At 64.0% G+C, this 14,156-nt stretch carries 12 protein-coding genes; 8 read left to right on the forward strand and 4 right to left on the reverse strand.

Going from position 1 to position 14,156, the window contains the following annotated elements:
- Positions 1 to 126: 126 nt before the first annotated feature.
- The 4 genes from ABID58_RS29130 to ABID58_RS29145 all read left to right on the forward strand — a co-directional run bounded on the left by ABID58_RS29130 (position 127) and on the right by ABID58_RS29145 (position 5,448).
- Positions 127 to 2,790 carry a bifunctional diguanylate cyclase/phosphodiesterase gene (locus ABID58_RS29130; RefSeq protein WP_354036269.1) on the forward strand — a complete coding sequence of 888 codons (2,664 nt, stop codon included), beginning with the start codon at positions 127 to 129 and terminating at the stop codon, positions 2,788 to 2,790.
- Between the two features lie 214 nt (positions 2,791 to 3,004).
- Entirely contained in the window at positions 3,005 to 3,343 is a 339-nt protein-coding gene (locus ABID58_RS29135) for a hypothetical protein (RefSeq protein ID WP_502916436.1), read from the forward strand.
- A 48-nt stretch (positions 3,344 to 3,391) separates the two neighbouring features.
- The gene (locus ABID58_RS29140; RefSeq protein WP_187435411.1) at positions 3,392 to 3,652 is read left to right on the forward strand and encodes a hypothetical protein; all 261 of its coding nucleotides are present in this window, start codon (positions 3,392 to 3,394) and stop codon (positions 3,650 to 3,652) included.
- Positions 3,653 to 3,750: 98 nt separating this feature from the next.
- Entirely contained in the window at positions 3,751 to 5,448 is a 1,698-nt protein-coding gene (locus ABID58_RS29145) for a GMC family oxidoreductase (RefSeq protein WP_354036271.1), read from the forward strand.
- Positions 5,449 to 5,491: 43 nt separating this feature from the next.
- On the opposite strand, the gene ABID58_RS29150 is transcribed toward ABID58_RS29145, so the two are convergent.
- A complete protein-coding gene (locus tag ABID58_RS29150) occupies positions 5,492 to 6,448 on the reverse strand; it encodes a hypothetical protein (RefSeq protein ID WP_354036272.1) in 957 nt (318 codons plus the stop codon).
- Between the two features lie 45 nt (positions 6,449 to 6,493).
- Positions 6,494 to 7,753 carry an MBL fold metallo-hydrolase gene (locus ABID58_RS29155; protein ID WP_354036301.1) on the reverse strand — a complete coding sequence of 420 codons (1,260 nt, stop codon included), beginning with the start codon at positions 7,751 to 7,753 and terminating at the stop codon, positions 6,494 to 6,496.
- A gap of 67 nt (positions 7,754 to 7,820) precedes the next feature.
- On the opposite strand from ABID58_RS29155, the gene ABID58_RS29160 reads away from it, so the two are divergent.
- Positions 7,821 to 8,681, forward strand: a complete 861-nt coding sequence (locus ABID58_RS29160) for a metallophosphoesterase family protein (protein WP_354036273.1) — start codon at positions 7,821 to 7,823, stop codon at positions 8,679 to 8,681.
- 90 nt (positions 8,682 to 8,771) lie between these two features.
- Here the strand turns inward: ABID58_RS29160 and ABID58_RS29165 are convergent, their stop codons facing one another.
- A complete protein-coding gene (locus tag ABID58_RS29165; protein ID WP_354036274.1) occupies positions 8,772 to 10,871 on the reverse strand; it encodes a methyl-accepting chemotaxis protein in 2,100 nt (699 codons plus the stop codon).
- 155 nt (positions 10,872 to 11,026) lie between these two features.
- Positions 11,027 to 11,149: a hypothetical protein gene (locus ABID58_RS29170; protein WP_283812804.1), complete on the reverse strand. Its 123-nt coding sequence runs from the start codon at positions 11,147 to 11,149 to the stop codon at positions 11,027 to 11,029.
- Positions 11,150 to 11,393: 244 nt separating this feature from the next.
- On the opposite strand from ABID58_RS29170, the gene ABID58_RS29175 reads away from it, so the two are divergent.
- The 3 genes from ABID58_RS29175 (at position 11,394) to ABID58_RS29185 (ending at position 14,051) form a co-directional block, all read left to right on the forward strand.
- Positions 11,394 to 11,564: a hypothetical protein gene (locus ABID58_RS29175; protein WP_187435412.1), complete on the forward strand. Its 171-nt coding sequence runs from the start codon at positions 11,394 to 11,396 to the stop codon at positions 11,562 to 11,564.
- Between the two features lie 170 nt (positions 11,565 to 11,734).
- The gene (locus ABID58_RS29180) at positions 11,735 to 12,862 is read left to right on the forward strand and encodes a lactonase family protein (protein WP_354036275.1); all 1,128 of its coding nucleotides are present in this window, start codon (positions 11,735 to 11,737) and stop codon (positions 12,860 to 12,862) included.
- 301 nt (positions 12,863 to 13,163) lie between these two features.
- A complete protein-coding gene (locus ABID58_RS29185) occupies positions 13,164 to 14,051 on the forward strand; it encodes an efflux RND transporter periplasmic adaptor subunit (protein WP_354036276.1) in 888 nt (295 codons plus the stop codon).
- Positions 14,052 to 14,156: the final 105 nt, after the last annotated feature.

Below are 14,156 nucleotides of genomic sequence, written 5' to 3' on the forward strand. Positions count from 1 at the left end.
GGATCTTTGCATTCGCCAAACGTGGTTCCAACCTCCTGATTTTGTTCCGATTCACATTTTCCTAACCTTCGCTGGTAACGGGGTCTTGGAGGTTTTGCGGCATCCTGCATCCCACGGGAGGGCTGGATGGGCGCATCAATTCGATGGACCGCGCGACTGCGCGCGCTGCTTCGCCAATGGCGGGGCGCGCCGCTGACGTGGCTGATCGTCGGCGGCTTCGTGCTGATGGCGGCGATGGCCATCGGCACTGGGCTCACCGTCGACCGGTTCCGGCAGAACGCCATCGAGGGCGGCCGCGACAGCCTGGAAAGCTCCGTCCGTCTGCTCGCCCGCCATTTCGACCGCGAGTTCGAGGACTTTGCGGTGCTGCAGAAGAGCATCATCGCGGAACTCGAGAGCCATGGCATCGAATCCGCCGACATGTTCCGCAGCGAGATGGCGACGCTCGCCGTGCACGAGGTGCTGCGCACCAAGGCCAGCGGCTGGTCCGACGTCGCCGGCGCCAATGTGTTCGATGCCAACGGCGTGCTGATCAACTCGTCGAAGCGCTGGCCGGTCGCCGACATCTCGGTGTCCGATCGCCGCTATTTCAACCGGCTCAAGAACGATCCGGCTTCGCAGGAAGAGATCGAGGTCGTACCCGGCCGGCTCGGCAAGGGCCCGGCGATCGTGTTCGCGCGGCGGGTGTCGGGCCCCCACGGTGAATTCTTCGGCCTGGTATCGCGGGCGATTGCGCCGGAGCAGCTCGAATCCTTCTTCGCCTCGACCGGCCTCGGCGAGGAATCCTCGATCGCGATGCACCACCAGAACGGCCAGCTGCTGGCGCGCGTTCCGCATGTCGACACCATGATCGGGCAGAACTACCGCACCGGCTCGCCGGAGCAGATGGCCGTGTTCGAGCGCAGCTTCGTCACCACGGAGCTCGCCAGCCCGATCGACGGCAAGGACCGGATCGTCGCCTCGCGCATGCTGACCGGCGAGCCGCTGGTCGTGGTCGCCACCAAATCGCTGGATGCGACGCTCGCCACCTGGCACACGCAAACCAAGTTCTTCGTCACTGTCGCCGTGCTGTCGATCGGCCTGCTCGTGCTCACGCTGTTCCTGATCTTCCGCCAGGTGACGAGGCGCGTCTCGCTGGAGAAGCAGCGGCTCGACACAGCGATGAACACGATGACGCAGGGCTTGCTCATGTTCGACCAGGACGAGCGGCTCATCGTCTGCAACCGCCGCTACATCGAGATGTATCGGCTCTCGACCGCATTGGTGAAACCCGGCGCCCATTTCCGCGACGTGATCCAGCATCGCGCCGACACCGGCTCGTTCGACGGCGACGTCGATTCCTATTGCGACGACATCCTGAACAGCGTCGGACGCATCCAGAGCACCATCGTCGAGACCTCCGACGGCCGCCTGATCGAGATCAAGAACCAGCCGGGTGCGGCCGGCGGCTGGCTCGCCACGCATGACGACGTCACCGAGCGCATCCGCGCCGACGAGCGCATCGCCCATATGGCGCATTACGACGCGCTGACCGACCTGCCCAACCGCGTGCTGATGCGTGGCCATCTGGAACGGCGGGTGGCGGAGCTTGCCCAAGGCAAGCCGTTTGCAATCCTCTATATCGACGTCGACGAGTTCAAGGGCGTCAACGATTCGCTCGGCCACGAGGTCGGCGACGAATTGCTGCGCCAGGTCGCCAACCGCCTGCGCGCCTGCGCCAGCGGCAACGATCTCGTGGCACGCCTCGGCGGCGACGAGTTCGCTATCATCAGGGCCGGGAGCTGCGACCAGGCCGGGCTGACCGCGCTCGCCGAACAGATCCTGGCGTCGCTGCGCATGCCGGTGGATTGCAAGGGCCAGGAGATCGCGACCGATGCCAGCATCGGCGTCGCGATCGCCCCCGACCACGGCGACAATCTCGACGATCTGCTCAAGCGCGCCGATCTCGCAATGTATGCAGCGAAAAGCGAAGGCCGCGGCACCTTCCGCATCTTCGTGCCCGAATACGACGCCAAGGCCAGGCTGCGCCGCCAGCTCGAGCTCGATCTGCGCCAGGCGCTCGGGCGCGGCGAGTTCGAGGTGCACTACCAGCCGCTGGTCGATCTCTCCGCCAATGTCGTCACCGGCTGCGAGGCGCTGCTGCGCTGGCGCCATCCCGAGCGCGGCATGGTCTCGCCCGCCGACTTCATTCCGGTCGCGGAAGACACCGGCCTGATCAGCGAGATCGGCGAATGGGTCTTGAGGCAGGCCTGCAACGAGGCTGCATCCTGGCCCAGCGACATCCACATCGCTGTCAACGTCTCGCCGGTGCAATTCCGATCCAGGACGCTGGCGCTGAAGGTTGCCGCAGCGCTCGCCGAGTCAGGCCTTGCGCCGGGGCGCCTCGAGCTCGAGATCACCGAAACCGTGCTGATCCGCGACGACGAGGAAGCGCTCACGGTCCTCCAGCAGCTCCGCGAGCTCGGCGTGCGCATCGCGCTCGACGATTTCGGCACCGGCTATTCGTCGCTGAGCTATCTGCACCGCTTCCCCTTCGACAAGATCAAGATCGATCGCAGCTTCATCAGCGACATCGGCGAGCCCGAGGATTCCTCGCCGATCGTGCAGGCCGTGGTGCAAATGGCCGCCGCGCGCCACATGGCGACGACCGCGGAAGGCGTCGAGACCGAAGCCCAGCGCGAGGTGCTGCGGCAGCTCGGCTGCAGCCAGATGCAGGGCTGGCTGTTCAGCCCGGCGGTGCCGGCGGCGAAGCTGAAGCAATTGCTGTCGAAGCAGGCGGCCGCGGCCTGACCTCGGCTGCTTCGCCTGCATTGATCTGTCCGCGGCCTCCCCGAAAATAGGATCAAACGCGCCGGCTCGCGGTTATGGCCTTGCTGAGACGGCCGGAAGCCCCGGCCGGCGGGCGGTCGGCCAATCGCATCGCGCGCATCGCGGACGCTTGCGTCTCGCGCTTTGCGCAGGTGCGCAGATCGAGCGAGGCGACATGGCAATGTTGGTTTTGCGAATGGTTCTTCTTGCTGCGGCGATCGCCCCGATCGGCGCGCCCGCGGACGCGCGCGATGACGGGCGCTACGCGAACTCTCCGCTCAAGGGCTGGTTCGAGAGCTTGCACAGCAGGGGCGGCGGGCCCTGCTGCGCGGACGCCGATGGCACGGCGCTCGACGACGTCGATTGGGATACAAGCAACGGACATTACCGGGTCAGGATCCAGGGTGAGTGGATCCAGGTGCCTGACGACACCGTGATCACCGAGCCGAACCGCATCGGCCGCACCATCGTCTGGCCCTACTACGTCAACGGTCGCGCCTTGATCCGCTGCTTCATGCCGGGAAGCATGACGTGAGGCCGCAAGCCACCTTGCATTCGCGCAACCGTTTCATATCTCATCGGCATGATGAAGCTCACACTCGTCCAGGACCAGGCCATACAGGCACTGACGGCGGGCGCCGTCGGCGCCGAGACGTTCGATCGCCTGTTTGCAGGCATCCGTTTCGACAAGCTCGACGGCACGATGCTCTACGCCTTCGCCAAGGACGAGGAGATCGCGTCCGACATCGAGGACGGCTATTCGATCTATATCGCCACTGTCGCATCGCGTGTGCTGAAGCGACAGGTCGATGTCGTCGTCGTGATGCCGAAGGTTCTGCAATAGACCGCACCGACGTCGCTCACAGATCGGTCGGCGCAGGCGTGACCTCGCGATAAATCCACGCTACCCTCTTGGGACAAGAACAAGAGGAAACGCCAATCGTGTACGACTACATTATCGTGGGCGGCGGCTCGGCGGGGTCCGTGCTGGCCCACCGGCTCTCCGCCAGGAGCGCCAACAAGGTCCTGCTGTGCGAAGCCGGACAGGACACGCCTCCCGGCAGCGAGCCGGCCGAAATCAGGGACAGCTATCCCGGCACCGCCTATTTCGATCCGCGCTTCCACTGGACGGAATTGAAGGTCACGACCCAGGTCGTCAGCCACAACAATCCGAACGAAGCGCGCCCGCCCTTGCGCAAATACGAGCAGGCGCGCGTGCTCGGCGGCGGCTCCTCGATCAACGGTCAGATGGCCAATCGCGGCGCACCGACCGATTACGACGAATGGGACGCGCGGGGGGCCTCGGGCTGGACATGGGCCGACGTGCTGCCGTTCTTCAAGAAGGTCGAGCGCGACCTCGATTTCGATGGGCCGTATCACGGCAAGGACGGCCGAATTCCCGTGCGCCGAATTCCGCGCGAGCACTGGACCCGGCATTCCCAGGCATTCGCCGACGCCTTCGAGCAGGCCGGCCATCAATATCTGCCCGACCAGAACGGCGAGTTCGTCGACGGCTATTTCCCGGTGACGCATTCCAACCAGGCCGAGCAACGCGTCTCGGCCGCGATGGGCTATCTCGATCGCGACACCCGCAAGCGTGCGAACCTGACGATCTCCACCAACACGCAGGTGAAAGAGTTGCTGTTCGAGGGCACGCAATGCGTCGGCGTGAAGGCTGTCGTCGACGGACGCGAGCAGGAATTCCGGGGACGCGAGATCATTCTCTCCAGCGGCGCGATCCATTCGCCGGCGCATCTGTTGCGCGCCGGCATCGGCCCGGTGGGTCACCTCAAGGATATGGGCATTCCGGTCCTGATGGGGCTCGCAGGCGTCGGCCAGCGCCTGATGGATCATCCCTCGATCTCGCTGTCTTCCTTCGTCCGCCGCGGCGCCCGCATGAACGAGCATACCAGGCGTCACATGCAGCTCGGCCTGCGTTATTCGTCGGGGCTGCCGGGCGTGCCGAAGGGTGACATGTTCGTGGTCCTGCTCAGCAAGTCGGCCTGGCACGCGGTCGGCGCGCAGATCGGCTCGGCGCTGACCTTCGTCAACAAGACCTATTCCGAGACTGGACAGGTCAAGCTTGCCTCGCGCGATTCCGCCGCCGAGCCGGTCGTCGAGTTCAATCTGCTGTCCGACCGGCGCGACCTCGAGCGCCTGATGAGTGGCTTCCGCAAGATGGCGGCCATTCAAATGAGCGACGCCGTGAAGGCGGTGACCGACAAGCCGTTCCCGGCCGCCTATACCGACAAGGTCCGCAAGATCGGCGTGGTCAACACCAGGAACAGGATTTTGACCGGGATCGCCGCGACCCTGATGGATGGACCCGCGGCGCTGCGCCACTATCTGATCGACAATTTCGTGGTCGAAGGCTTTACCTTCGATGACGTGATCAACGACGACGAGGCGCTCGAAGCCTTCGTGCGCAAGGCCACCATCGGCGTCTGGCACGCCTCCTGCTCGTGCCGCATGGGACGGGCCGACGATCCCATGGCGGTGGTCGACAGCCAGGGCCGCGTCAAAGGCATCCAGGGCCTGCGCGTCGTCGACGCCTCGATCTTTCCGGTGGTGCCGTGCGCCAACACCAATTTTCCGGTGCTGATGTCGGCAGAGAAGATCGCAGCCGCGATGATGCAGTGATCTCAGGCGATGTCGCGGCGACAGCCAATGCGAAGATCCGAACCTAAGTTGTCGTTGCGAGGTTGAGCGGGCCTGCTGCACCGAGCTCTATCATCGGCACACGCTCTCGTTCAGCTTCGAGCTTGGCGCGGTGCACGGTCCACGCGCGCTGGTGTTCGTTGTGCACGATCAGCCGAGCGAGATTAGCGACCGAGAGACTTTCGTGTCTCGATTGCAGGATGGCCCGTCCAAGCGGGCGCGTCTGGCCGATGGCATCGGCCGCATCTCGCAACCGCGAGAGCCATTGGGCCGCTTCTGCATATTGTTCGCTGATCCGAGCCCGGTGGCTCGGAACGGCCAGATAGTTTCGATAGATGCTCAATTGCCTGAGAACCTCCGGCATTTCATCGCGAACAAGCGCGGCCCGACAACGCAGCCGGCTGTCATCGAAGAGCTTCACTTCGCCAAAAAAGACAGTGAGTTGTCCATTGACCCGTTCGATTGAGACCAGATCCATGCGCGACGCAGCCTTCACATTGCCCCAGGCCGGCAAAGCCATTTCCAGATCGATGACGCCGTCATTTTCCGGAACGCTCAAGAGCTTATCGACAAACTTCTTCTCGTCCCCAGTATAGTCCTTGGCCGCATCAATCCACGCCTTCAGAGTCTGAATGCCTTCATAGGGGAACTCTTGCCCGCCCGGGTGAGTCAGAGTGGAGCCGGTAAGCACGACATACTCCTGCCCGACTGTCCGTCTCTCAGCCTCAGGCAGGACGTACTTTGCGTGCACGGCCAGTGTGGGCTGCTTTTGTCTGTTGAGGCCGACGCGCGCGATCGATTGTCCGAGCCGGTAGAAATTCAGATAATTGTTGCGAATGGCAAGTCGCAGCCCATGCGTGCCCGACTCTTGCCCGCTTGGTCGCCACAGCATCAGCAGATCATTCCACCAACCCTCCTGCCCGGAGTTGGTCAAGCGTTTCTCGAAAGTATCGAGGTCGAATTTGCGAACGAATGAACCCATTGCCTGCCTTTGCGATCCGCCGTTGATGATCCTGTGAGAGCGGTACTACGGCTCGCGGCCAACCTCAGTCCATTCGCCGTCATTCACCAGTTTCACATTTTCGAAGAGTCCTGGGAATCGATGGCGCTCGAAGGTATGGATCGGGACCAGCCATTTGGGTGCAACCGCTGCAGCAAGACGCTTCAAATCCCGCGGGCTGGCGTGCCCTGACGTATGAATGACTTCGAAAGGTATGCGACGGGCTTCACAATCCGCTCTGAGCGCCGCGCCCGGAGTGCCCTCCGCAAGATATCCGTCCCATTGCGACCAGAACAGGCTGGCCCCCGAAAGGGCATTGGCCCGATCGAGATCATCCATCATCCAGCCGCGAAACAGCATGACCGATCGCGACGCCTGCTCAGCCAATTGCTCGGGCCAAAGCCTGAATCCGCGGTAGCTGTCGACCAGCGCGGCAATTCCCCTCGCCTTCAGTTGCCGCCGCTGCCTTTCCGGAATGTAGACTGCAAGATTGGACCAGCCGGTCGAGGGCCTCGGAATGCTCTGTTGCCCGGTCGCTTTCAGGATTTCCGCCGCGTAGGCGTCGATGATGAGCGTTCGCCCGCATCGCTTGGCCGCACGGTAAACCGTAACGACCCGATCGATATTCTGCGCCGAACAGGCGACCAGCGCCACACCCGCGGTGTCCTTGAAGCGGTCGGCGAAAGTCAATTCCAAGGTATCTTCCGTCGGGAAGGTCCCGTCGTCCGGTAGACGGCCGAGGCTCGACCCCTCCATCAGCATGATATCGATGTTGCGAGGCGGGTTGCCGATCAGGGCCTCAAACAGGCTGCCCTTGCGGCCGTGCGCCCGGAGGTCGCCGGAATAGAACAGGCGTTTGCCGTCGGCCTCGATCTCCATGGCATAGGCGTCGAAGCCTGAATGATCCACCAAGCGCGGCGTGACGCTGAAAGGTCCGATTGTCATTCGTCTCGCGTGCTCGAGATGGTGAACCGCATCGAGCGCAACGGCATCTGGAACGAAATCGGTGGCCGCCCGCATGATGCTTTCGGTCGCCCTCCCCATCACAAGCGGGATTTCGCGGCTGGCCTTGGGAACGAGACCCCAGTGATCCCGGTGCCCGTGCGACAGAATGATGGCCAATGGCCGGTCCTCGCCTCCGCCCAGCCCTTCGACATCGGGTAGCGGCGTCGAGGCCAGATCCGATGCCGCAAGAGGGAGTCCGAGATCAAGAAGAATTCGATTCCCCGCGCTTTCCAGCTCAACACACGTTCCGCCGATTTCGCGCGTTCCTCGGTGGATTTTCATTCGCACTGAGTGGACCCTCGTAGGTTTGAAGCCGAACGTTCGTCGTGGCCTTGGGAGCCTGTAAGACTTGCGGATCTCGCTGCGACGCGTCCGCCTCGCAATAGTCTTCACTCCGAGGATTCAAACGAGGCTCGAAGAAATTTACTTATTATGGAATATTCCAAAAAAATATTCTGCTGGCATCAAGAGGCATTTCCTTGCCAAGTGTTCGGCTGCTCCGGAGATTGGCGTGTTGGACGATATCATCACATTTGCAATCGGTGATGTACACGGCTGCTTTGACAAGCTGGTCCGCCTTCTGGAGGCCTGCGATATGATCAAAGGCGGACGGCATGCTCGGTTTGTATTCATTGGCGACTATGTTGACCGTGGGCCGGACGCAAGAAAGGTCCTCGATGTCCTGATCGACAGGCAGGAGCGCGGAACTGATCATGTCGTCTGCTTGCGCGGCAATCACGACGACATGCTGCTACGAGCCGCCGCAAGAGAGCGGACGGATGCAGACCTGGTCAATTGGTGGGCCAATGGCGGGGAGCAGACGCTGGATAGCTATGGTGTCGGAGATCCGTGCGAGCTTCCAAAGGAACATCTTGCCTGGATCGACGCGCTTCCACTGACGTTCACGGATCGTGGCCGACTTTTTGTCCATGCCGGAATTCGACCCGGTGTGCCGGTCCCGGATCAAACCGAGGATGATGTATTGTGGATCCGCGAGCCGTTCCTGTCGTCTCGTGCCAGTCACGGGGCGTTCGTCGTTCACGGACACACTCCAACTGAATCCGGCCTGCCGGACTTGCGTCCAAACCGCCTCAACATCGACACCGGTGCCTGCTTTGGGCGAGCGCTCACGGCCGCATCGTTTACCGCTGACCGGCTCCTGCCGACGCACTTCATCGACAGCGACGGAGACGCCTGGCCTGCGCGATAAGGACCTTGAACACTCGTCTCCGGGGCGAAGCGCAACACGCAACGATGCGCTGCGCAGCATCCGGCACACCGCAAGCGGAGCAGAATTGCGCTACGCCGCCCGGAGATCGCCGACGAAGCGGTCGACGTCGCGCTTGAGATCGTCCGACAGGCGCGCCAGCATCTTGGCCGAATCCAGCACTTCGCCTGCGGCGGCACCGGTCTGGCCGGCGGCTTGCGACACGCCGGAGATGTGGCGCGAGACCTCGTTGGTGCCCTGCGAGGCCTGCTGCACATTGCGGGCGATCTCGCGCGTTGCGGCGCCCTGCTCCTCGACGGCGGCCGCGATCGCAGCCGCGATCTCGTTGACGCGCTGGATGGTGGTGCCGATCGACTGGATCGCGGTCACCGACGACTTGGTCGCGCCCTGGATCGCGGCGACCTGACCCGTGATCTCCTCGGTCGCCTTCGCGGTCTGCGTGGCGAGGTTCTTCACCTCGGATGCGACCACCGCAAAGCCACGGCCGGCGTCGCCCGCGCGCGCCGCCTCGATGGTGGCGTTGAGCGCAAGCAGGTTGGTCTGCTCGGCAATGCCGGTGATCAGCGCGACGACGTCGCCGATGCGCTGGGCGGCATCGGCCAGCGCCTGCACCTCGGTATTGGTGCGATCGGCTTCGCTGGCGGCGGCACCGGCAATGCTGGAGGATTCCGCGACCTGACGGCTGATCTCGCTGATCGAGGCCGACAGCTCTTCCGTCGCAGCCGCGACCGTCTGAACGTTGGAGGAGGCATCGCCCGACAGGCTCGCGACCGAGGCCGCCTGGGACGAGCCCTGCTCGGCGGTCGACGACATCGACTGCGCGGTGGCGTTGAGCTCGCCGGAGGCAGAGGCCAGCGTGTGCAGCGATTCTGTGACGGTCTTCTCGAACTGCTCGATCAGGCCGTCGACCGCAAGCTGGCGCCGCTCTTTCCGGCCCTGCTCCGTCGATTGCTCCTGGGCGAGGCGATCGCCGGCGATCATGTTCTCCCTGAACACCGACACCGCACGCGACATTTCTCCGATCTCGTCGCCGCGCTCGATGCCCGCGAGCGCGATCGCATAGTCACGCTCGGCAAGCGAGCGCATCGCCTGCGTCAGCGTGCGGATTGGCGCGCTGACGCGGCGGTTCACCAGGATGAAGCCGAAAGCCGTAATGGCGAGCGCAACCAGCATCATCCCGCCATTGAGCGCGAGGCTCCATGTCGCCGATGTCATCTGTTGACCGGCGCGGGCGACCATTTCGGCAAGCGCGGCCTGGCCGGCCTCGACGCTATAGTTGAGAATCGCGGTATTGAGCTTGGACAGATCCTCGACCTTGATGTCGATGGTCTGGTTGTTGCTCAGCGCCTTGATGAAGCCCTGCTGGCGCTCGGTCATGGCGGCAGCCTCGCCCTGCTTCGAGCGCGCGATCACGTCGGTGAGGCTTGCCGGCGCGTCAGGGCGCGCGGCGACTTCCAGCACCTGGCTCCAGGCCTGCTTGGAGCGGCCGGTATCCTCGGCAGCGCCGACCATGTCGGCGGCACTCCAGGGCTTGCCGGCCGCAGCCGCAGCTTCAAGACGGATTGCGACGGAGCCACCGTTTGCACGCGCCGACCAGGCCGACTGCTTGATTCCCAGGAGATGATCGACCACGGGATCGGTGAGCTTGAGCGCGTTCTCGAGCTCGGCCGTCAGCGCCAGAATGGCATCGAGATAATCTTGCGCGGCTTTGCGGAACTCGTCGCCGACCCTGGCGTCACGCGTGGCCTTCGGCTGATGGATGGCGCCTTCCGCCTTTGTTCGCAACGGCACGAGTGCGTCGTGGATCGCGACCAGCTTGCTCGTGGCGGCGGCCAGGCGAGGATCGCTCACACCCGTGAGACGCTCGAGCACGTTCTTGTAGGCCGTTTCCGACAATCCCCGGTTGGTGGCGATGCGGTCATCGGCATTGGCATTGGCCGGGGCGTCCGCGACCAGACCCGACAGGAACGTTCCGCGCTCGAGCCGGAAGCCGAGCAGGGTCGCGAACAGCTGCTGGTCGGTGCTGGCGAAGCGCTCGACCTTCTGCGCCGCGCTGTTGCGCGCGATGGCGCCAAGCAGCCCGGTCGAGAGCTGCCCGACCAGGAACAGGCCGAGGACGCCGATGATGGCGCCGAGAACCGAACGAATGGAGGGATTGCCGAACAATGCCATGGGGAGCGCCGGGTCTCTGAATCTGAAAAAGATGCAGAAAAATACCGGCCTGCTCCTAAGATTTGGTTCACCAGATGCGCCTACCCCGCTGGCCAGGCGCGAGCCAGGCTCAATTTGCCCCTGTTGGAGGCGGCGACCTCAGGTCCCGTAAAAGTTCACATTCGTCGCTTTGCGGCGTGCACTTCGACGAGCTCGGCGTCCGGATGCGTGACGATGGTGGTGAACATGATGCCGCTGATGATAAGCGACCAGGCGGTGTCCCAATAAATCCAAAACACGTGCCAGCCTCCGTTTCGGTGTCCTCCACCGGCGAGACCGGGGTAACGGCGGGGCGCGGCCGCCGTTCCCACGCGATCATGCGGCGGGGATGCCTGCGACTTGAGCAGGCGAAGCGCAACCTCTCCTGAGTTTGTCAGCGAGACCTTGCGATCGGTTTAACCGGTGTGGCGCTTTGCCACGACATCGCCATACCGAAGGCCCCTGTGAACGAGTTCATAGGGTCGTCGCCGTTTGCAGTGCACGATGGCCGAACCTTCGACGGACGGATTTGGCCTGATGCGCAAGCAACTCGTCGCCTGGACCATCCTGACCTCGGCCTTGGTGGCCGTTGCCGTGTGGACCGTGCTCGGGCCACCCGACCATCCGGCCGGCCCGCATCTGCCCTCACGCGACCTGACGGCGTCGGTGCGGTAGACACGAACCAGCATCCCACTTCGCTCGAAAACGCCTTGTCTCTCGAAAGCGCCTTGCAACCGATACCATTTCGGCATCGATCAATCCCAATTGGAATTTGGTGCAACGGAACCCCAGCCGCTATCCTCTGCCGCAAAACGACAAGCCATACCGGCTCAGGAGGACGGCCCATGATCAAACCGACACGCCCCGCATCCCGCGCGGCGATCGCCACCACGCTCTTCACCGCTCTTGTCAGCGCTCTTGCCCTCGTTTCCGGAGTCCGTGCCGGCATGGCCGAAACCTTCGCCTATGTCGGCAATGCCGACAGCAACGACATCAGCGTGTTCAAGATCGCCGAGAACGGCGAGATGACGCCGGTGCAGACGGCCGCCTTCACCGGCGTCGAAAAACCGGGATCCTCGACCCCGCTCGCGATCACGCCCGACCACCGCGTGCTGATCGCCGGCGTCCGCTCGCAGCCCTTCCTCGCGGAGAGCTTTGCGATCGATCCCAAGACGGGCCTCCTCAGCCATATCGGCAACGGGCCGCTCGCCGACAGCATGGCCAACATCGCCACCGACCGCGGCGGCAAGGTGCTCTTCAGCGCCTCCTATGGCGGCAACAAGGTCGCGCTAAATCCGCTTCAAGCCAACGGCGTCGTCGGCGAGCCGAAGCAGGTGATCCCGACCGGGCTGAACGCACACGCCTTGCTGCCCTCGCCCGACAACCGGTTTGTGTTCGCGACCAATCTCGGCTCCGATCAGGTGTTGAGCTTTGCGTTCGACGCCGCTGCGGGCACGCTGACGCCGAACGATCCGCCGGCGATCAAGACGCCGGAGAAGTCCGGGCCACGGCACTTCGTGTTTCACCCCAACGGCAAGTTCGTCTATCTCATCCACGAGCTGAACGGCGACGTCGCAGCATACAGCTATGAAGCCAGGAGCGGCGCGTGGAGCGAGATCCAGCGCACGACGGCGCTCCCCGAGGGCTTCAACGGAAAACCCTGGGCCGCCGACATCCACATCACCCCCGACGGCCGCTTCCTCTACGCTTCCGAGCGCACCACCAACACGCTCACCGCCTACAAGGTCGATGCCACCGGCGGCAAGCTGACCACGATCGGCAGCGTGCCGACCGAGAAGCAGCCGCGCGGCTTCAACATCGATCCGACCGGCCGCTACCTCGCCGCGGTCGGCGAGCTGTCCGACGGTATGACGGTCTACGCCATCGACCAGACCAGCGGCGCACTCAGCAAGCTGAAATCCTACGCCACCGGCAAGAAGCCGAACTGGGTGGAGTTTTTGACGCTGAAGTGAGGTGGCGCTGCCCCTCCTCTCCTAGGGTAGCTTCTACAAGAGGCCGTCATGCCCGGGCTTGTCCCGGGCATCCACGTTCTTCGTTCCACGTGGCCAAGACGTGGATGGCCGGGACAAGCCCGGCCATGACGAGTCCGGGATGCGCGACCACCGGCGAACTTCTTTGCTTTCGCAGCGACTAAATCAACAGGCGGCTCCCTGCCGCCTGCGCTGCGGCATTTCTCATTCGGTCAGCCCATGGCCCGCCGCAATCGCTTCTGCTATCGATTGAAGCCTTCTTGGCGGCCAACTGGAATGACCGATGCGTTCATTGCCTGCGCGTTCCTCTTCCCTGACCTTCGTTACGCTCGCCGGACTGGTGCTGGTCTCCGCCCAGCCCGTGCTCGCTGCCGATGACGACGCGCCCAAGGGGCCGGCGGTCACGGTGCTGAAGGCGGCAAAGTCCTGCTTCTCCGACATCGTCGAGGCCACCGGCTCGATCATCGCGCGCGAGGAGACCTCGGTGCGGCCCGAGCGTCCCGGGCTCAAGGTGACCGAGGTGCTGGCCGAAGCCGGCGAGACCACGACGGCCGGCCAGGTGCTGGCACGGCTGGCGCTGCCCGAAGGCGGCACGCTGCAGGTCACCGCCCCCGTTGCCGGCGTCATCGCCACCTCGACCGCGCAGATCGGCAATCCCGCCTCGGCCAAGGGCGAGGCGCTGTTCACCATCGTGGCGCGCAGCGAATATGATCTCGTCGGCCTGGTTGCGACCAACGATGTCAGGAAGCTCGCGGTCAATCAGCCGACCACCGTGCGCATTGCCGGCGCCGGCGATATCGAGGGCAAGGTGCGCCGCATCGGACCGACCGTCGAGCCGAACATCCAGCAAGGCATGGTCTATATCGGCATCTCCTCGCAGAAGCGGCTGCTGCTCAATGCGAGCGGCCGCGCGCTGATCAAGACCGGGCAGAGCTGCAACGTCGCGGTGCCGCTGACGTCGGTGCAATATTCATCCGCCGGCACCGTGGTGCAGGTGATCCGCCGCAACCGCGTCGAGACCAAGCGCGTCGAGACCGGCTTGATGTCGGGCGGCAATATCGAGGTCCGCGACGGCCTCACCGAAGGCGATATCGTCGTCGCCCGTGCCGGCGCGCTGCTGCGCGAAGGCGATCCCGTGCGCCCGGTGATGGCGAGCGAAGCGGCGAAGTAGCAACGGTCTCGTAGGGTGGGCAAAGCGAAGCGTGCCCACCTCTTCTATTGAAATGTTGGAAAGATGGTGGGCACGGCGCAAGGGCGCCTTTGCCCACCCTACGAA

Origin of the sequence: Bradyrhizobium sp. S3.2.6 (genome assembly GCF_040546885.1) — a bacterium.
Taxonomy (GTDB): Bacteria; Pseudomonadota; Alphaproteobacteria; order Rhizobiales; family Xanthobacteraceae; genus Bradyrhizobium; species Bradyrhizobium cytisi.